This is a genomic window from Planosporangium thailandense, assembly GCF_011947195.1.
In the GTDB taxonomy this organism is placed as follows: domain Bacteria; phylum Actinomycetota; class Actinomycetes; order Mycobacteriales; family Micromonosporaceae; genus Planosporangium; species Planosporangium thailandense.
Map to the genome: position 1 here is coordinate 180,614 of NZ_JAATVY010000003.1, position 18,382 is coordinate 198,995.

Here is an 18,382-nt window from a genome sequence, read left to right on the forward strand (position 1 = left end):
GGGCGCCGGCCTGGCATGTCCGTCGCCCCGGCCCGTGCCCGGGAAGCGTTCATGCAGCGCAATATGGGGCACTACGGTCTCCTCGGGGGTGAGGGGTATCAACCACCCTGAATGGTGTGAGCTGACTCGGCTGGCTTGTCGGGGGTTCGTCACTCATGCGTGGGCAGTCAGTTACTCGGGGCATGAATATTTCCCCGCCCGGGGTGCGCTCCGTCGCACACGGTGTGCGGCACCGGGGTCAGATGGCTGTGTTTTGTACTTGAGAGTCCGAAAGATCGATTGTGTGGCAGTCATTGATGGCCGTTATGGCACCGACAACTCCGCCAATCGGGTAGATACCTACCGGGAACGCCCATATCGGGGACCCGACTCGGGCTGATTCCAACCGGTGGGGCGCGCTAGTGTGATCGGTCGTGCAGGACGTACGAAACGTGGCGGATCTGGTCCGCCGCGCCGCCGGTATGGGCGCCGGGCGCCCCGCACTGCGCTGGCATGATCGGCTGATCACCTGGGGAGAGCTGGACACCCAGGTCGATGCCGTCGCCGCCGCCCTGCGAGGGCTCGTCCACGCCGCAGACGACCGCGAATCGCACCGCGCCGACGTCGGACCACGGATGGCGATCGCGCTGCCCAACGTCCCCGAGTTCGCGGCCGCCTACTTCGGAGCGCTGCGCGCCGGGTACGTGGTCGTGCCGGTCAACCCCGGGTACACCGCCCGTGAGCTGCAACACGTGCTGGCCGACACCGGCGCCGAGATCATCGTCGGCACGCCGGCCGTCCTGGAAGCCGTGGCGGGCATCGACGCGCCGGCGCCCCGGCACGCGTACAGCCTTGGTGAGCTCACCGGCGGCGGCCCCGCCGGCGCGCGACCCTTCGCCGAGCTCCTGGCCGCCCCCTCCGCCCCGACCGAGGCGACGACCGGCGGCGAGGACATCGCCGTCCTGCTCTACACGTCTGGTACGTCCGGTCTGCCCAAGGGCGCGATGCTGTCGCACCGGGCACTGCTGGCCAACCACGCCCAGCTCGCCGCGATCGAGCCCCGGCCGGTGGGCGAGGACGACGTCGTCCTGCTCACGCTGCCGCTGTTCCACTCGTACGGGCTCAACACCGGCCTGGGCGCCATCGCCTACCACGGTGCGTGCGGCGTCCTCGTCGAGCGGTTCGACCCGGCGGACACGCTCGCGCGCATCCGCAGCGACGGCGTCACGGTCGTCGTCGGCGTGCCGCCCATGTTCGTCGCCTGGTCACTCATGGGTGAGCGGCTCGCCACCGCGTTCCGTGGGGTCCGGGTGGCGGTCTCCGGCGCCGCGCCGCTGGACGCGGCGACCGCGCAGCGGTTCGGCGAGGTGGCCGGCGCGCCGGTGTACGAGGGGTACGGGCTGACCGAGACCGCACCGGTGCTCACCACGACCATGGGCGAGGAACGCCCGAAGGCCGGCTCGATCGGCCGCCCGCTGCCCGACGTCGAGATCAAGCTCGTGGACGCGGACGGCAACGTCGTCGGCGAGATCGACGACGAGGGCGTCGACGACGAAGACATCGACTACGACGCGCCGGGCAGCCCCGGCACCGACCCGGGCGTGATGGTCGTCCGCGGACCCAACCTGTTCTCCGGGTACTGGCCCGACGGCCACGGCGGGCCCGACGCGGACGGATGGTTTTCGACGGCCGACATCGCGTACTCCGACGCCGACGGTGACCTGTTCCTGGTCGACCGGGTCGGCGACTTGATCATCGTGAGCGGGTTCAACGTGTACCCGCGCGAGGTTGAGCTGGTGCTCGACAGCCACCCGGCGGTGGTGGAGTCCGCGGTGGTCGGGGTGCCGCACCCGTACACCCAGCAGACGGTGAAGGCCTACGTCGTACGCCGTCCGGACGCCGTCGTCACGGCCGAGGAGCTGATCGCGTACTGCGAGGGCAACCTCGCCCGGTTCAAGTGCCCCACGGCCGTGGAGTTCGTGTCCGAGCTGCCCAAGTCGGCGACGGGCAAGGTGCGTAAGGGGGAGCTCGCATGAGCGACCGGCTCGTACTGTTGACGAGGCCCGGGTGCCACCTGTGCGAGGTCGCCAAGGAGGCGATGGCGCGGGTCGCCGCGGCGTCCGGCGAGTCCTGGCACGAGGTCGACATCTCGGGTGACCGGGAGCTGGAAGGTGAGTACGGCGACCGGATCCCGGTCGTGCTCCTCGATGGCAGGGAGCACGGATACTGGCGGGTCGAAGAAGATCGACTGCTGCGCGACCTGGGCCGATAAGGTTGCGGCCGTGGCGCATCTTGTCTGGGACTGGAACGGAACGCTGCTCGACGATCTGACCCTCGTGGTTGCGGCGACGAACGTCTCGCTCGCGGCGGTCGACGGCCCGCCGATCACGGCTGACGATCACCGGCGGGACTTCCGCCGCCCGGTCGCCGACTACTACGGCCACGTGCTCGGCCGGTCGGTGACGCAGGAGGAGTTCGTCCAGCTCGACCGCGTCTACCACGACTTCTACCGCGACGGGCTGCTCGACTGCGCGCTGGCGGCCGATGCCGAGGCCGCGATGCGGGCCTGGCCGGGCACGCAGTCGCTGCTGTCGATGTGGTTCCACGAGGAGCTGGTGCCCGAGGTCACGCGGCGCGGGCTGCACGCGGTGTTCGAGCGCATCGACGGGCTGCGCCCCGGTGTCCTCGCGGGCGGCCACAAGGCGGAGCACCTCGCCGCCCACCTGGACGCGCTCGGCGTGGCCGGCGCGGACGCCGTCCTGATCGGTGACTCGGTCGACGACGCGCACGCCGCGGCCTCGGCCGGCGCCGCCTGCATCCTGTACGGCGGGGGCTTCACCCACCCGGAGCGCCTGCTGGCGGCCGGGGTGCCGGTGGCCTCGACGCTGCTCGAGGCGGTGGCGCTGGCCCGGGAGGCGGTCGGTGCCGAGGCTCCCGACCAGGGGTGCGCTCAGGCGCCCAGGTAGGCCAGCACGGCGCGTACCCGCCGGTGCTGCTCGTCGTCGGGGGCCAGATCGAGCTTGGCGAAGACGTTTCCGATGTGCTTCTCCACGGCGCCTTCGCTGATGACGAGCCGGCGTGCGATCGCGGCGTTGGACCGCCCTTCGGCCATGAGCGCCAGCACCTCGCGCTCGCGCGGGGTGAGCGCCCGCAGCGGGTCGTCGCGGCGCCGCCGTACCAGGAGCTGGGCGACGACCTCGGGATCGAGCACGGTCGCGCCGGCGGCGACCCGGCGCAGCGCGTCCAGAAACTCGCCGACCTCCGCGACCCGGTCCTTGAGCAGGTACCCGACCGCACCGTGCCGGTCGGCCAGCAGGTCTTCGGCGTACGACACCTCGACGTACTGGCTGAGCACGAGGACCGGAGCGCCGGGTACCCGCTGCCGGGCTTCCACCGCGGCCCGCAGCCCCTCGTCGGTGTGGCTGGGCGGCATCCGGACGTCGACGATGGAGACGTCGGGGCGGTGCGCCGTCACCGCCTCCACGAGCGCCGGGCCGTCCCCGACGGCGGCGGCGACGACGTGGCCGTTCTCGGCGAGCAGGCGTACCAGGCCTTCGCGGAGCAGTACCGCGTCGTCAGCGACCACCACGCGCATCTCTTCGAGTCCTCACTGGCAGGGCAGCCGCGCGCTGACGACGGTCGGGCCGCCGGGCGGGCTGGTCAGGGTCAGCTCACCACCCGCGGCGTGGACCCGGTCGGCCAGCCCGGCCAGGCCGTGCCCCTTCGACAGCTCCGCGCCGCCGACCCCGTTGTCGACGACGCTCACGAGCAGGTGGTCGTTGTCGCGACGGACGATCGCCTGGCACTCGTCGGCCCGGCTGTGCTTCGCGACGTTGGTCAGCGCCTCGGCCAGTACGAAGTACGCGGTCGACTCGACGCTCGGATCGAGCCGGCCCGGGTCGGGCGCGTCCAGCTCGACCGGGACGGTGGACCGGCCGGCGAGCGCCGCGACGGCGGCGACCAGCCCGCGGTCGACCAGGATCGGCGGGGCGATGCCGCGGGACAGCGCGCGCAGCTCGTCGAGGGTTTCGCGGGTCTGGAGCAGCGCTTCGGCAACGGTCCGGCGGGCGGCCTCCGGGTCGGTGTCGAGCTGGTGCTCGGCGCGGCCGAGGTCCATCGCGAGGCGGACCAGCCGCTGCTGCGGGCCGTCGTGGATGTCGCGTTCGAGGCGGCGCAGCGCGGTCGACTCGGCGGATACGGCGGCGCTGCGCTGCGACCGGGCGGTGGCCGTGGCCGCCTCCGCGGCGGCGTTCGCCCGCTCCAGCCCGGCGATGCGAGCGCGCAGGTCGGTCATGCCGGTGAGCAGCGCCTTGGCGATGCTCGCCTGTAGCTGCGCGCACAAGCGGGTGACGATCGGAAGGGTGAGCAGGAAGAAGAGCCCTATCGCGGTGTAGAGCGTCACCCGCGCGGTCGTGCTGTCACCCATTCCGAGCAGCTCGTTCAGCGAATCGACCTTGTGGGGCGGGTGTGGAATCGTCCAGTCGTAGACGACGGTGAGGGTGCCGCCGACAGCGGCGGCCCACCAGCCGACCGCGATGGACCAGGTGACGGTGGCCACTATGAACCCGATCACACCATGGAGCAGGTCCAGCCAGGACTGGCCGTCGGCGATCGGAGCGAAGAGGCGCCGCCAGACACCGGCGTCCCGGGCCGCGCGCTTGTAGGTGCCGCCGACGTGCGGCACGTCGAGGACCCGCGAGATCCGCCAGCGTTCCAACTCGGCGAAGCCCCTGGCCGCGAAGAGGGTGGCGGTCAGGATGGGGATGCCGGCCAGCGTGATGAACATGCCGACGCCGAGGGAAAACCCGGTAACGAAGACCACGAAGCCGGCCAGCGCGATCGGGAATCCGGTGAGCAGGTACGCCGAGTCGATTCCGAGCTGGTTGATCAGTCTGCGGACGGCGGGCGGTTCGGCGCTTGTGGGCAGCGATGCGGTCGGCGTCATGTCGGAAACGCTAGGCATCGCGCCCGTCGGCTCCCATCCGGTCGGCTGGCGTTTCAGGGGTGAGGCTATCCCTACCCCGCGGTGCGCGGTGCCCGTGACGTCGCACACGGCCAGCCGGGGAATGCGTGGGAGCGGTCATCCGGCAGAATGCGAATGGACGGCCACTATTCAGACGACCTGGGTCGGGCAATTCGGAATTAAGTCGTATCTTTCGCCGCTGTCCCGCTCGTGAGGCGTCCCGGGCCGACAATGAACGGCAGGGTACCGCCCGTGAGTCGGCCGAGCGATGGGTGTCGGCGAGTCGATTCTTCAAGATCGTGAGTTTGTGCAAACGTTCACAAACGCCTACTCTGTTACGACGTCGAGCCTAGATAGCACAGCCGCACACGGGCTGCGCACCTGGGGTTCACAACACGTTCGACGTCTCGGAGTCTGATGAGTCAGCAGCGCAACGGGCAAGCCGCCGGTGTATCCGATGGGGGAGTGTTCCCGGACCTTCCCGAAGCCACCGTCGCCCGGCTGCCGGAATACCTCCGCGCCCTGCACCATCTCGCGGAGACCGGGTTCGAGACGGTCTCCAGCGAGGGGCTGGCCGCGGCGGCCGGGGTCAACTCGGCCAAGCTGCGCAAAGACCTGTCCCACCTCGGCTCGTACGGCACCCGCGGCGTCGGCTACGACGTCGCCCTGCTCATCGCGCAGATCGAACACGTCCTCGGCCTCACGCAGCGCCGGGCCGTGGCTCTGGTCGGCGTGGGTAACCTTGGACACGCGCTGGCCGGCTACGGCGGGTTCAGCACCCGCGGATTCCGCATCGCCGCGCTCTTCGACGCCGATCCCGACCGGATCGGTGAGCGCATCAACGGCCTGGTCGTGAAAGACATCGCGCGCCTGCCCGAGGTGGTCGCCGCCGAGGCGATCTCCATCGCTCTGATCGCGACGCCGGCCCACGCCGCCCAACTGGTCGCCGACCAGCTCGTCGCGGCCGGGGTCACCAGCATTCTCAACTTCGCGCCGTGCGTGCTCAGCGTGCCCGACGGCGTCGACGTCCGGAAGGTCGATCTCGCGATCGAACTCCAGATACTGTCGTTCCACGAGCACCGCAAGTCGGCGCTGACCACCCTGCCCGCGCCTGCCGGCAACGGGCGAATGAAAATCCGTCCAACCCTGAACGGGGAGGCGCTCGCTACGTGAACCTGCTCGTCGTCGGCGTATCGCACCGCACCGCTGGAGTCTCTCTGCTGGAGCGGCTCGCGGTGACCGCCGACCAGACTCCTCAGTTGCTGACCCGGCTGCTCGCCCAGGAGTACGTGGGCGAGGCGCTCGTGCTGTCCACCTGTAACCGGGTGGAGGTGTACGCCGCGGTGTCAGCCTTCCACGGCGGCCTGGCCGACATCGGCGCCGTGCTCGCCGAGCGCGCCGGGTGCTCCGTGGCCGACCTGGCTCCGCACCTGTACGTCAACTACGACGTCGACGCCGTCGGGCACGCGTTCCGGGTGGCCGCCGGGCTCGACTCCATGGTCGTCGGTGAGGCCCAGATCCTCGGTCAGCTGCGCGACGCGTACGCCGTGGCCATCGAGCACGGCACCGCCGGCCGCCTGCTGCACGAACTCACCCAGCAGGCGCTGCGGGTGGGCAAGCGCGCCCACGCCGAGACCGAGATCGACCGGGCCGGGCAGAGCGTCGTCACCGCCGCCCTGCGGCTGGGGCTGTCAAGCCTGTACGGCGAGCAGACCGAGACCTTCCCGCCGGACGCCTCCGCCGACGCCCTCGTCATCGGCGCGGGCGCGATGGGCGCGCTCGCCCTCGCGACGCTGCGCCGGGCCGGTGCCGGCCGGCTCTACGTGGCCAACCGGAGCGCGGGGCGGGCGGAGCGGCTCGCGGCCGGTTACGAGGCCGAGACCGTGCCCTTCGACGAGCTGGGCTCCGCGCTCGCCCGCGTCGACCTGGTCGTCTGCGCCACGGCCTCGCCGGAGCCGGTGCTCACCACGGAGCTGATCGCCGCCGCGCGCCGGCCGGGCGCCGGTACGCGCCCGCTGCTGGTGCTGGACCTGGCCGTACCCCGGGACGTGGCTCCCGGCGTCGGTGACCTGCCCGGCGTGATCGTGGTCGACATGGAGACCCTCGGGCTCGCCGCCGACCGGCGGGCGGGCGAGGCCGCGGACGTCATCGGCGTCGCCGAGGACGTCGTCCTGCCGGAGGGGCAGCGCCTCGGGCTGCCGGCCGACACCGACGTACGGGCCGCCGAGGCGATCGTGGCCGACGAGGTGGAGGCGTTCCGCACCTGGCAGCGCAGCGCCGACGTGGCGCCGACCGTCGCGGCTCTGCGGGCGCGCGCCGATGAGGTCGTTGTCGCCGAGCTGGGCCGGCTCCGGCAGCGCCGCCCGGATCTGACCGACGACCAGCGTTCGGACGTGGCCCGCACGGTGCACCGGATCGTGCAGCGGCTGCTGCACGAGCCCTCGGTGCGGGTGCGCCAGCTGGCCGCCGAGCCGGGCGGCGAGGCGTACGCCGTGGCGCTGCGCGCCCTGTTCGACCTGGAGGTTCCACAGGACATCGACCCTGTGGGGGCCTGTGAGGTCACGGTGCCTGGGCCGGAGGAGTCGTGACAGTGCACGGAAAGCTCCGGTTGGGTACCCGGGCGAGCGCGCTGGCGCTCGCCCAGTCGGGCATGGTCGCCGACGCGGTCCGGGAGAAGACCGGCCGGGACGTCGAGCTCGTGGAGATCTCCACGCCGGGTGACCGCTCCAGCGCCCCCATCGCTCGGCTGGGCGTGGGCGTCTTCGTGTCCGCGCTGCGGGACGCGCTCAACGCCAAAGAGATCGACTTCGCGGTGCACTCGTACAAGGACCTGCCGACCTCGGTCAGCGAGGGTCCCGGGCCGCTGGGCGCGGCCGGGCAGCCCCGGACGTTCGGCGAGGGGCTGCGGATCGCGGCCGTGCCGCCGCGCGAGGACCCCCGCGACGTGCTCGTCGCCCGGGACGGCCTGACCCTGACCGAGCTGCCCGAGGGCGCCCGGCTGGGCACCGGGGCGCTGCGGCGAATCGCCCAGATAGCCGCGTTGGGAAGAAATCTCGAGTGTGTTCCGATTCGAGGTAATGTTGACACTCGGTTGCGTAAGGTAGCTCAGGGTGAGCTGGACGGCATCGTCCTCGCCCGCGCTGGGCTGGCTCGACTCGGTCGGGCGGCCGAGGCAACCGAGATCCTCGACCCGATGCTCATGCTGCCCGCCCCTGCACAGGGTGCGCTGGCCGTGGAGTGCCGGGAAGACGATGACGAGCTGCTCGGGCTGCTCGCCGTGCTCGACGACCCGGCCACCCGTGCCGCGGTGACCGCCGAGCGGGCGCTGCTCGCGAAGCTGGAGGCCGGCTGCTCCGCGCCGGTCGCCGCTCTGGCTGAAATCGCCGAAGGCGACGACGGTCCGGAGATCTACTTGCGCGGTGCGGTGCTCAGCCCGGACGGCCGTTTCGGCGTCCGGCTGTCGCGCACCGGAACGCTCGCTGACGCCGTACAGGTGGGGCGGCTGCTGGCCGCCGACCTGCTCGCCGAAGGCGCTGACTCTGTACTGGGAGTACAGCATGACCCGTACCCGTAAGACCGCAGGCCGCATCGTTTTCGTCGGTGCCGGCCCAGGTGACCCCGGCCTGCTCACCCGTCGCGCATACGACGCCGTGACGACGGCCGACCATGTCGTGTACGACCGGTACGTACCCGAGCAGATGCTCGCCGCGATCCGGGCGGACGCCGCGCCCGAGGCCGAGTTCTCGCCGGCCGAGGGTGTGCCCGGCGACGTGGCGAAGGTGCTGCTGTCGGCGGCCCGTTCCGGGCTGAAGGCCGTCCACCTCGTCGGCGGCGACCCGCTGGGCCACGAGTCGGTCCTCAAGGAGGTGCAGGCCGTCGCCCGCACCAACGTGCCGTTCGAGGTCGTTCCCGGTGTCGGCACCGCCGCCGGCGTCGCGACCTACGCCGGCGTTCCGCTGCCGGGCGTCCGTACCGTCGCCGACGTCGACGACGTGCACAGTCTCGACTTCGACCTGCTCGCCGCCGCGCTGAGTCGTGGCTCGTCCGCCGCGGTCGCGGTGGACGCCGGCGATCTCGCCACCGTACGTGATGGGCTGCTCGCCGCCGGCGTCGACCCGGGCACGCCGGTCGCCGTGACCGGCGAGGGCACCGGCGAGACGCAGTACACGACCTCGTCCAGCGTCGACAGCATGGTCACCGCCGTGATCGGCTTCGCCGGCCGGGTCGTGGTCAGCCTCGGCGAGGGCGTCGCGCACCGGGAGAAGCTGGGCTGGTGGGAGAACCGGCCGCTGTACGGCTGGAAGGTGCTCGTCCCGCGTACCAAGGAGCAGGCCGGCGCGATGAGCGAGCGGCTGCGCGCCTACGGTGCGATCCCGTGCGAGGTGCCGACGATCGCGGTCGAGCCGCCGCGTACGCCGGCCCAGATGGAGCGGGCGATCAAGGGTCTGGTCGACGGCCGGTACGCCTGGGTCGTCTTCACCTCGACCAACGCGGTCCGCGCCGTGTGGGAGAAGTTCGCCGAGCACGGCCTGGACGCCCGCCACTTCGGCGGCGTCAAGATCGCCTGCATCGGTGAGGCGACCGCGGACGCGGTCCGCGCGTTCGGCGTACAGCCCGAGCTGATCCCGTCGGGGGAGCAGTCCTCCGAGGGGCTGCTGGCCGAGTTCTCGCCGCACGACGAGATTCTCGATCCGGTTGGCCGGATCCTCCTGCCGCGCGCCGACATCGCCACCGAGACGCTCGCCGCCGGGCTCACCGAGCTCGGTTGGGAGGTCGACGACGTGACGGCGTACCGGACGGTGCGCGCCGCGCCGCCGCCGGCCGAGATCCGCGACGCGATCAAGTCGGGTGGCTTCGACGCGGTGCTCTTCACGTCATCGTCGACCGTGCGCAACCTGGTCGGCATCGCCGGCAAGCCGCACGCCCGCACCGTTGTCGCGGTGATCGGGCCCAAGACGGCCGAGACCGCGACCGAGTTCGGGCTGCGCGTCGACGTACGGCCGCAGCACGCCAGCGTCCCGGACCTGGTCGAGGCGCTCGCACAGTACGCGGTCGAGCTGCGCGAGAAGCTCGCGGCCATGCCGGCCAAGCAGCGCCGCGGCTCCAAGGTGCAGGGCCCGACCGCTCTGCGCTACCGCTAACTACCTGGATCTTGGACAGTTGTGCGAGCTATAGGTCGCACAACTGTCCAAGATCGGAGGAGAATCGTGTTTCCGGTTGTTCGCCCCCGACGGCTACGCCGCAACCCCGCCATCCGGCGGCTCGTCGCCGAGACCCGGCCCGCCCCCGCCGAACTCGTGCTGCCGATGTTCGTACGGGAGGGGTTGACCGAGCCCCGGCCGATCGCCTCGCTGCCCGGCGTGGTCCAGCACTCCCGTGACTCACTGCGCAAGGCCGCCGTCGAGGCCGTACAGGCCGGCATCGGGGGCCTCATGCTCTTCGGCGTCCCCCTGACCCGCGACGAGGTCGGCTCCGCCGGTACCGACCCGGACGGCATCCTCAACGTCGCCATCCGCGACGTCGTCAGCGAGGTCGGCGACGCGACCGTCGTGATGAGCGACCTCTGCCTGGACGAGTTCACCTCGCACGGCCACTGCGGCGTGCTGCGGCCCGACGGCTCCGTGGACAACGACGCCACCCTGGCCAGGTACGCCGACATGGCGCTCGCGCAGGCGGAAGCCGGTGCGCACGTGCTCGGGCCGTCCGGGATGATGGACGGCCAGATCGGCGTGATCCGCGAGGCGCTCGACCAGGCCGGCCACACCGACACCGCGCTGCTGGCCTACGCCGCGAAGTACGCCTCGGCCTTCTACGGCCCGTTCCGGGAGGCGGTCGAGTCGACCCTGCAGGGCGACCGCAAGACCTACCAGCAGGACCCGGCCAACCTGCGGGAGGCGATGCGCGAGGTGGCGCTCGACCTCGCCGAGGGCGCCGACATGGTGATGGTCAAGCCCGCGCTGCCGTACCTCGACGTGGTCGCGTCGGTGGCCGCCAACGTGGACGTCCCGGTCGCCGCGTACCAGGTCTCCGGTGAGTACGCGATGGTCGAGGCGGCCGCCGCCAACGGCTGGATCGACCGGGAGCGGGTCATCCTGGAGCAGCTCACCTCGATCCGCCGGGCCGGGGCGCAGATCATCCTCACGTACTGGGCGATCGAGGCCGCGCGGCTGCTTCGCCAGGGATACTGAGCAGCTTCGCCAGGAATACTGAGCAGCGGAGCTGCTCCGCCGGGGATACTGACCCCGGTCGCCGGGTATTCGAGTCGTATGAAACTCGGATACTTCCTGTCATGCGAAGAGTACGCACCCGCTGAGCTGATCGAGCAGGCCAAGGCGGCCGAGCAGGCGGGCTTCGAGGCGCTGTGGATCTCTGACCATTTCCACCCCTGGCTGGAGGAGCAGGGCCAGTCCGCGTTCGTCTGGTCCATGATCGGCGCGCTCAGCCAGGTCTGCTCGCTGCCGATCACCACGGCGGTGACCTGCCCCACCGTGCGGATGCACCCGGCGATCATCGCGCAGGCCGCGGCGACCAGCGGCGTGCTGACCGGAGGGAAGTTCGTCCTCGGGGTCGGCTCCGGCGAGTACCTCAACGAGCACATCCTCGGTGACCCCTGGCCGTCGGCCGGCATGCGGCTCGACATGCTCGAAGAGGCCGTCGAGGTGATCCGGGAGCTGTGGCGCGGGAAGTTCGTCAACCACTACGGCGAGCACTACCAGGTCGAGCAGGCCAGGATCTACACGCTGCCGGACCAGCCGCCCAAGATCTATATCTCCGGCTTCGGGAAGAAATCGATCGAGCTCGCCGCCCGCATCGGCGACGGGTTCATGTGCGTGATGCCCGACGCCGACAAGGTGCGCCAGTTCCGCGAGAGCGGCGGCGGCGACAAGGTCGTGCAGGGCGGCTTCAAGGCCTGCTACGCCCAGAGCGAGGGCGAGGCCCTGCGGTTGGCGCACGAGAAGTGGCGTAGCGAAGCGGTGCCCGGTGAGCTGAACCAGGTGCTGCCGTCGCCGCGCCACATCGAACAGGCGAGCACGCTGGTCCAGCCCGAAATGCTCAAGGAGTTGTTCGCGCTCGGCCCCGACCCGGCCCGGCACCTGTCCATGATCGAGAAGTACGAACAGGCCGGCTACGACGAGGTGTACGTGGCCAACATCGGCCCGCACTACCGCGAGCTGTGCGACCTGTACGCCAAGGAGGTCATGCCGCGGGTGCGCCGCCGGGAGAAGGTCGGCGCCTGATCAGGGAGCCTGGTCGGCGGGCGCGCCGAGGCGGCGCAGCACCTCGTCGACATCGGCCTCGTACTCGCGCCACTCCCGGTTGGGCCGGAAACCCAGCTCGTCGTTGATCCGGGTCACTGCCTTCGCGCCGACCGCGTTCCAGGTCTGCACATCGAGTAGCTGCGGCTCGGCGGCGCGCAGCTCGGACAGCATCCGGGCCTTCAGCGCGCGGCCCAGCCCGTAGCCGCGATGGGCCTGCACCACGACCGTGTCGTACTGGTCGGCCCGGGTCGGCCGCTGCGCCGGGACGACCACCTCGGTCAGCCCGGCCACCGTGCCGGACGGCTCGTGGACCGCCAGCACGACGTACGGTTTCAGGCCCCGCGCATGCAGGGTGGCCAGGCTCGCCCGCAGCCGCTCGCTGTCGTACGAGCTGGGGCGCAGCTCCAGGTCGTACGCCGGGTTGAGGCGCATCGTGGCCTTCGCCTTGGCGTACTCGTCGAGGATCGACTCCGCCGGGCCACCCGGGTGGTATTCGAGCCGGTACCCGGAGCCGACGCTTTCGGCCATCGTCGCGAGCTGCGTCCAGTCCACGGTCGAGAGGTCGAGCAGGTTGCGCATCTCCACGAAGGCGCAGCGGAAGCCCTGCGCTTCGAAGAAGTCGCCGGCCGGGGTGTCGCCGATGACCTCGACCCCGATCGACCCGTACCCCTCGGCGCGGGCGCGCGTCGCGGCCGCGCCGAGCAGGGCGGTGCCGACCCCGGTCCGGCGCACGTCCGGCCGCACCAGCAGTTCGAGAACGGCGACGTCGCCGACGAGCAGGATGCTCACGTATCCGAGGAGGTCGTCGCCGTCCAGCGCGAGCCACGAGACGCGCCGCTCGTCGGGCATGGTGACCGACAGATACTCCCGGAACGAGTCGGGCCGCCATGGCGGATCTTCGGGCACGTCGGCCGCGACGGCCAGGTTGGCGGCGCGCAGCAGAGCTTTCAGCCCCTCGGCGGGAGCGGCGGCCGGGTCCCACTCGCGCACCTGCACGGGTCATAGCTTGCCGATGTTCCGCGCGCGACGGAAGGCCTTAGTGCTAACTAAGCTTCTTCTTTTCGAATTTTTTGCCGCCCGGTCGGCCGCCCGGTCAGCGGCTGCGCACGCCGTAGTCGTTGGCGGCGCCGAAGACGTCCTGCACGTACTTCTGCACCGCGTTGTAGGACATGATCGACGCCCACCAGTCGCCGGGGAGCGACAGGTTGCGGTTGCCGGCGCACAGGTACCGCGCCGCCGCGAGGGCCGCGTCGTAGACGTTGTTGATGTCGGGTACGCCGTTGCCGTCGGCGTCGGCCCCGTAGGTGGCCCAGGTGGACGGGATGAACTGCATCGGGCCGACGGCGTGGTCCCAGGTCGGGTCGTGATCGAGTCGGCCGCCGTCGGTGTCTGCGATCTTCATGCGCCCGTCCCTGCCGTCGAGGGGCGCGCCGACGATCGGCGGCATCGCGGTCCCGTCCGCGCCGAGGATCGCGTGGTCCTGGCCGTGTGCCGACTCGACCTTGCCGATGCCGGCGAGCGTCGTCCACCGCAGTTGGCAGCCGGGTGACGTGGCGGAGGTGACCAGTTCGGCGTACCCGTAGGCCTCCATCGCGGGCAGGGGGATGCCTAGCTTCGCCGACAGCGGGCCGGCCCAGGCGGCGAGATCGGACGGCCTGGTCACCGCCGCTGGATCGGCGGTCGGAGCCGCCGTCGCGCCGTCGGCGGCGGCGCTCGGGTCGGTGCCGGGAACCTCGTCAGCGGGAGGGCTCGGCACCCCCTCGCCGGTCGGCTCGATCAGCGTGAAGGTCCGGTGCGTGGTCGTCGGCAGCGCCGGCACCACGTACGTGCCGGCCAGCAGGGCGGCGCCGACCACAGCGAAGATCAGGATGCCGGGCGTGACCACCCGGCCGTAGCGGCGTCGGGGCCACCCGGCGATCGTGGTCGCGGCGGCGCGCGACCACCCGACGGCACGGGTGGGCAGGGCCCGCCAACCGGCCCTTCGTCCGGCCGCCGGTGTCGCCGGGTCGGTCGCTGGCACCGGGGTTGTCGCTGCCGTCGGTTCGGGCGCTGGCGTCGGTTCGGGCGGCGCCGGCGGATCCGGCGCCGTCGCCGGGTCCGCCGGCGTCAGGACGTCCAGCATCCCGGCGGCCGCCACCCCCGAATCGGGAGAAACGCCCACCGCGGGCACGGTGGAGGGGGCCGCCGGTCGTAGCGGCGTTGCCGTCGGATTAGCCACCCGGTCCCCCTGTGCCACGCCATCGAGTATGGCCCATGCTCAGATCTCTGTTGTACCGGAAGGGCTGCGGGGAAGGTAGGTAACCTGGTGCCATGCCCCGCTACGAGTACCGCTGCCGCAGCTGCGGCTCCACTTTCGAGCTGAACCGTCCGATGCGCGAGTCGGGCGACCCCGCACGGTGCCCCGACGGTCACGACGACACCGTCAAACTTCTGTCCACAGTGGCCGTTTCCGGCCGGTCCGGCCAGCCGGCCGCCGGTGGTGGCTGCTGTGGAGGCGCCTGCGGCTGCTGATCGACGCCGCGCGACCGGTCGACCTCGGTCGGCGTCGGTCGCGCGGTTCGGGCGTTCCCCACTATCCCAGTCGGCGACGCCGCGTCACTGGCCTGCTCGGGCAGTATCGGGCTGCAACCCGGGTGGACCGAGCCGAGCCGTTCCTACGATGTGCACGCGACCGGCGTGCGGGCAGCATGAGGGCGACTGGCAGGGCGGAGGTTCACGCGTGTCGGCACGGATGCACCTGCCCGGCGGGCTGGTGACCTTTCTGTTCACCGACATCGAGGGTTCGACCCGGTTGGCCCAGATGCTCGGTGCTGACTACCGCTCGGTACTCACGGAGCACCGGCGGGTGCTGCGACGCGCACTGTCCACAGGCGACGGAGTCGAGCTGTTCACCGAGGGCGACTCGCTGTTCGTCGCGTTCGCCGACGCCAATGCCGCGCTCTGCGCCTGCGCTGCGGCGCAGCGCGCGCTGTCGGAGCACCGTTGGCCCCGGCCGCAGGTCCGGCCGAGAGTACGGATGGGCCTGCACACCGGCTTCGCCGAACCGGTCGCCGGCGAGTACGCCAGCCCCGAGGTGCACCGGGCGGCCAGGGTGGCGGCCGCCGCCCACGGCGGCCAGATCCTGTGTTCGGCGGCGACCGCCGCGTCCGCCGGCGACCTGCCCGGCGACACCGTGCTCTGCGATCTCGGCCTCTACCGGCTGCGTGGCTTCGACGGCAGGGAGCGGCTGTTCCAGCTGGTCTCGCCCGGACTCGACCGGGACTTCCCGCGCCCCCGTACGGTCGACTGCCCGCCGCACAACCTGCCGACCCCGGTCACCTCGTTCGTGGGGCGGGTCGGCGAGCAGGAGCGGCTGCGCGAACTGCTCCAGGCCCACCGCCTCGTCACCGTCGCCGGCGCGGCCGGTGCCGGCAAGACCCGGCTCGCCGTACAGGTGGCCCGTGACCTAGCCGGCGAGTACCCGGACGGGGTCTGGTTCGTCGACCTCGCCGGCGTCGACGACACGCAGCGGGTCGGCGCCACGGTCGCCGCCGCGCTGGGGGTGCGGCCGGAGCCGGGTCGCCCGCTCGTACAGACCATCGCCGACCATGCGGTCGGGCACCGGCTGCTGCTCATCCTCGACACCTGCGACGCACACCTGACCGCCGCGTCCGGGCTGGTCGCCCGGCTGCTGGGCGCCGGGCCCGGCACGCAGGTCATCGCGACCACCCGCGAACCGCTCGGCCTGCCCGGGGAGCTGGTCTGGCGGCTCGCGCCGCTGGGCGTGGACGGAGGCGGCGACGGCGCTCCGAGCGAGGCGGTGTCGCTGCTGCTCGACCGGACCGCGGCGGCGCGCGGCGGGCAGCCGGCGACCGGCGGAGAGCTGCCGTACCTCGACCGGATCGCACGGGCGCTGTCCGGGTTGCCGCTGGCGCTGGAGCTGGCGGCGAGCGTCCTGGGGACGCTGTCGGCCGGTGAGCTCGCGGCCCGCGTAGACGACGGCTCGGGGCCGGCCGGACTGTTCGCGGCCCTCGACGCCGGCCGTCGATCGACACCCGCCGGCCAGGCGGAAGCGGCCGACCGGAACCGCACCCTGCGGGCCGCGCTGGACTGGTCGTACCGCGCGCTCGACCGCCCGGCGGCCCGGCTCCTTCGCCGCATGTCGGTGTTCGCCGGCCCCGTCACGCTGCCGGCCATCGAGTGGCTGGGCGGCGGCGATCCACTCGACCCGCTGGCCAGCCTTGTCGACAGGTCGCTGGTCCAGGCCGAGCCGCGGGCGGACGCGGCGACCTACCGGATGCTCGGCCCGGTCCGGGCGTACGCGGCGGGGGCGCTGCGCGACACCGGTGAGGAGGAGGTCGTCCGCGACCGGCACGTGGAGTGGTGCCTGCGGCAGATCCAGGCCGCCCACACCGACCCCAACGGGCGGGCGGTCACCCTCTCGCTGTACGCCCTCGACCCGCTCGCGGAGGAGGTGCGCGGGGCGCTGCGGTGGACGTCCACCCACGGCCTCGGGCGCGCCGGTCTCGGTGTCGCCGCCGCGCTGGACCAGTGGTGGTGCGAGCGCGGCCTGGCGCGTGAGGCGCGGGTGTGGATGCTCCGGCTGTACGGGCGGATCCGGGACACCGCCGAGCGGCTCACCGACGCGGAGCTGGCGACGGCGTACCACGTCCACGCGCTGGCGGCGGGCGTCGACGGGGACCACGCCGAGCAGTTGCGCTTCGCGCAGCGGGCGGAGGCCGCCGCCCGCCGGGCCGACGACGTCGGGCTGCTGGTACGGGTACTGGCTGGCCGGGGCGCCCCGCTGGTCGCGATGGAGCGGACGGGCGACGCGGAGCGGAGCTGCCGGCAGGTGGCCGCCTGGGCCCGCCGGGAAGGTGTGCCGGGCGACGCGCTGTCCGCCGTGTACACGCTCGCGCACATCCTCATGCGCCGCGGCGCGCTCGACGAGGCGGCCGACCTGCTGGCCACCGCCCGGCCACTGGAGGCGTCCCGGCCGGCCGAGCGCGGTCGGCGTACGGTCGACATGCTGCTGGGCCTGGTCGCGCTGCGGCGCGGCGACGTCGTGGCCGCGCACGACCACCTCACGGTGGCGCTCCGGTCCCGGATGGGGTTCGGCTTCCACGCGTGCGCCTGCGAGACCCTCAACGCCGTCGCGGTCCGCTGCCTGACCGCGGAGGATCCGCTGACCGCGGCCCGGCTCTTCGGTGCGGCGCAGGCGGTGCGGGCCCGGTTGCGGCTGGCGGCCGGCCTGAACGGTGCCTACTGGCACGAGCAGCAGGCCGTCGCCCGGGCGGTGCTCGGCGACGTGGTCTTCGACGCGGCGTACGCCGAGGGCGCGACGCTGACGCTGGAGGACGCGGCGGCCGTGGCGCTGACCGTGGAGCACCCGGACCTGGTGGCCGGCTCGGACCGCTTCAGCCACTCGTCCTGACGGTGGTCACCGCTGCTTGCCGTCCCGGAACAGGGAGATCGCCTTCTCGATGCGCCGCTGGCGCGTCTCGGCGCTCTTGGCGCCGTTGACGTTGTCGACGTGGTACCGCCGCATGCTGTTGGACAGCTTCTGGAAGAAGGCTTCCACCTGCTCGTCGGCCGCGAGAGCGGCGGCGAAGTCGGCCGGGACGTCGACCTCCCTAGGGGCGTCCGCGACGGTCAGCGTCACCCGGATCGGATCCCCGCCTTTCAGTCCGGTGGCGTTCCGGACGGCGGCGCTGATGCTGATCATGTGCTTGCCGCCCATCACGCCCACGGTGTTGCGGTACTCGTAACCGTTCACGTCGACGATCACTGGTGGGCGCCGCCCCGCGGCCAACTGTTCGATGACCTCGTCCGGTACGACGATCCCGGTGTTGTTGCCGTTGGCGGCCACGGTGGTCTCGAACGTCACGCTCTTCGGCATCTGCGGTCCTCTGCTCGGTATCGAAGGTCAGACATATAGATCGTGACTGCGGAGCTGCCTTTCCGCTGTCCTCATCTCAGACATGACCCGCGCCGGACGCAGGACTCATCGGTCCACACCATCGGTCCACCCGTTCAGGGGGCGACCGGCAGCGCCTCGTACCCGTCGAGGTCGGCGCCGTGCGGGTGGATGCTGATCGGCAGGCCCATGTTCGGTGCGACCCACGCGCTGCGGGGCGTCGGGGCGGGGTTACGACAGGTGCGCCGAGTCGATGGCTACCAGGCGAGACGCGGGGTACGGCCG

Annotated in this window: 16 protein-coding genes; 11 read left to right on the forward strand and 5 right to left on the reverse strand. The window is 72.1% G+C overall.

Annotation, left to right across the window (positions count from 1 at the left end):
- Positions 1 to 413 precede the first annotated feature (413 nt).
- From HC031_RS06255 to HC031_RS06265, 3 genes are read left to right on the forward strand one after another with little or no spacing between them, the layout of a single operon-like run.
- Positions 414 to 2,015 (forward strand): AMP-binding protein, encoded by a 1,602-nt coding sequence (locus HC031_RS06255; protein WP_338090497.1) that lies wholly within the window; start codon positions 414 to 416, stop codon positions 2,013 to 2,015.
- Positions 2,012 to 2,251: a glutaredoxin family protein gene (locus HC031_RS06260; protein ID WP_167924211.1), complete on the forward strand. Its 240-nt coding sequence runs from the start codon at positions 2,012 to 2,014 to the stop codon at positions 2,249 to 2,251. The genes HC031_RS06255 and HC031_RS06260 overlap by 4 nt, the downstream gene beginning before the upstream one ends.
- Positions 2,252 to 2,261: 10 nt before the next feature.
- A complete protein-coding gene (locus HC031_RS06265; protein WP_338090498.1) occupies positions 2,262 to 2,945 on the forward strand; it encodes an HAD family hydrolase in 684 nt (227 codons plus the stop codon).
- Here the strand turns inward: HC031_RS06265 and HC031_RS06270 are convergent.
- Both HC031_RS06270 and HC031_RS06275 read right to left on the reverse strand, forming a co-directional pair.
- On the reverse strand, positions 2,930 to 3,574 hold the full coding sequence (locus HC031_RS06270; RefSeq protein ID WP_167924213.1) for a response regulator: 645 nt from the start codon (positions 3,572 to 3,574) through the stop codon (positions 2,930 to 2,932). The two genes, HC031_RS06265 and HC031_RS06270, sit on opposite strands and share 16 nt — an antisense overlap.
- A 12-nt stretch (positions 3,575 to 3,586) precedes the next feature.
- Complete coding sequence (locus tag HC031_RS06275) at positions 3,587 to 4,924, reverse strand: sensor histidine kinase (protein WP_167924214.1); 1,338 nt, start codon at positions 4,922 to 4,924, stop codon at positions 3,587 to 3,589.
- Between the two features lie 435 nt (positions 4,925 to 5,359).
- On the opposite strand from HC031_RS06275, the gene HC031_RS06280 reads away from it, so the two are divergent.
- From HC031_RS06280 to HC031_RS06305, 6 genes are all read left to right on the forward strand, one after another.
- The gene (locus tag HC031_RS06280; RefSeq protein ID WP_167924215.1) at positions 5,360 to 6,115 is read left to right on the forward strand and encodes a redox-sensing transcriptional repressor Rex; all 756 of its coding nucleotides are present in this window, start codon (positions 5,360 to 5,362) and stop codon (positions 6,113 to 6,115) included.
- Entirely contained in the window at positions 6,112 to 7,530 is a 1,419-nt protein-coding gene (locus tag HC031_RS06285) for a glutamyl-tRNA reductase (protein WP_167924216.1), read from the forward strand. The genes HC031_RS06280 and HC031_RS06285 overlap by 4 nt, the downstream gene beginning before the upstream one ends.
- Before the next feature lie 2 nt (positions 7,531 to 7,532).
- Complete coding sequence (hemC, locus tag HC031_RS06290) at positions 7,533 to 8,516, forward strand: hydroxymethylbilane synthase (RefSeq protein WP_167924217.1); 984 nt, start codon at positions 7,533 to 7,535, stop codon at positions 8,514 to 8,516.
- Entirely contained in the window at positions 8,500 to 10,083 is a 1,584-nt protein-coding gene (locus HC031_RS06295; protein WP_167924218.1) for a bifunctional uroporphyrinogen-III C-methyltransferase/uroporphyrinogen-III synthase, read from the forward strand. Before hemC ends, HC031_RS06295 begins: the two co-directional genes overlap by 17 nt.
- Positions 10,084 to 10,146: 63 nt before the next feature.
- Positions 10,147 to 11,130: a porphobilinogen synthase gene (gene hemB / locus HC031_RS06300; protein ID WP_167924466.1), complete on the forward strand. Its 984-nt coding sequence runs from the start codon at positions 10,147 to 10,149 to the stop codon at positions 11,128 to 11,130.
- Positions 11,131 to 11,208: 78 nt separating this feature from the next.
- Positions 11,209 to 12,180: a TIGR03557 family F420-dependent LLM class oxidoreductase gene (locus HC031_RS06305; RefSeq protein WP_167924219.1), complete on the forward strand. Its 972-nt coding sequence runs from the start codon at positions 11,209 to 11,211 to the stop codon at positions 12,178 to 12,180.
- Here HC031_RS06305 and HC031_RS06310 read toward each other — a convergent pair whose 3' ends face one another.
- Positions 12,181 to 13,197 (reverse strand): GNAT family N-acetyltransferase, encoded by a 1,017-nt coding sequence (locus HC031_RS06310; protein WP_167924220.1) that lies wholly within the window; start codon positions 13,195 to 13,197, stop codon positions 12,181 to 12,183.
- A gap of 97 nt (positions 13,198 to 13,294) precedes the next feature.
- Positions 13,295 to 14,362 (reverse strand): lytic murein transglycosylase, encoded by a 1,068-nt coding sequence (locus HC031_RS34270; protein WP_167924221.1) that lies wholly within the window; start codon positions 14,360 to 14,362, stop codon positions 13,295 to 13,297.
- 149 nt (positions 14,363 to 14,511) lie between these two features.
- Here HC031_RS34270 and HC031_RS06320 point away from each other — a divergent pair, with 149 nt between their 5' ends.
- Both HC031_RS06320 and HC031_RS06325 read left to right on the forward strand, forming a co-directional pair.
- A complete protein-coding gene (locus HC031_RS06320) occupies positions 14,512 to 14,712 on the forward strand; it encodes an FmdB family zinc ribbon protein (protein ID WP_167924222.1) in 201 nt (66 codons plus the stop codon).
- A gap of 208 nt (positions 14,713 to 14,920) precedes the next feature.
- Positions 14,921 to 17,614, forward strand: a complete 2,694-nt coding sequence (locus HC031_RS06325; RefSeq protein ID WP_167924223.1) for a winged helix-turn-helix domain-containing protein — start codon at positions 14,921 to 14,923, stop codon at positions 17,612 to 17,614.
- A 6-nt stretch (positions 17,615 to 17,620) separates the two neighbouring features.
- On the opposite strand, the gene HC031_RS06330 is transcribed toward HC031_RS06325, so the two are convergent.
- Positions 17,621 to 18,079 (reverse strand): YdeI/OmpD-associated family protein, encoded by a 459-nt coding sequence (locus HC031_RS06330; protein WP_167924224.1) that lies wholly within the window; start codon positions 18,077 to 18,079, stop codon positions 17,621 to 17,623.
- Positions 18,080 to 18,382: the final 303 nt, after the last annotated feature.

Bases quoted from the DNA above. Each gene is read 5' to 3' on its own strand.
- HC031_RS06260 (WP_167924211.1), top strand. From the start codon at position 2,012: ATGAGCGACCGGCTCGTACTGTTGACGAGGCCCGGGTGCCACCTGTGC.
- HC031_RS06270 (WP_167924213.1), bottom strand. From the start codon at position 3,574: ATGCGCGTGGTGGTCGCTGACGACGCGGTACTGCTCCGCGAAGGCCTG.
- HC031_RS06275 (WP_167924214.1), bottom strand. From the start codon at position 4,924: ATGACGCCGACCGCATCGCTGCCCACAAGCGCCGAACCGCCCGCCGTC.
- HC031_RS06280 (WP_167924215.1), top strand. From the start codon at position 5,360: ATGAGTCAGCAGCGCAACGGGCAAGCCGCCGGTGTATCCGATGGGGGA.
- HC031_RS06295 (WP_167924218.1), top strand. From the start codon at position 8,500: ATGACCCGTACCCGTAAGACCGCAGGCCGCATCGTTTTCGTCGGTGCC.
- HC031_RS06305 (WP_167924219.1), top strand. From the start codon at position 11,209: ATGAAACTCGGATACTTCCTGTCATGCGAAGAGTACGCACCCGCTGAG.
- HC031_RS06320 (WP_167924222.1), top strand. From the start codon at position 14,512: ATGCCCCGCTACGAGTACCGCTGCCGCAGCTGCGGCTCCACTTTCGAG.
- HC031_RS06330 (WP_167924224.1), bottom strand. From the start codon at position 18,079: ATGCCGAAGAGCGTGACGTTCGAGACCACCGTGGCCGCCAACGGCAAC.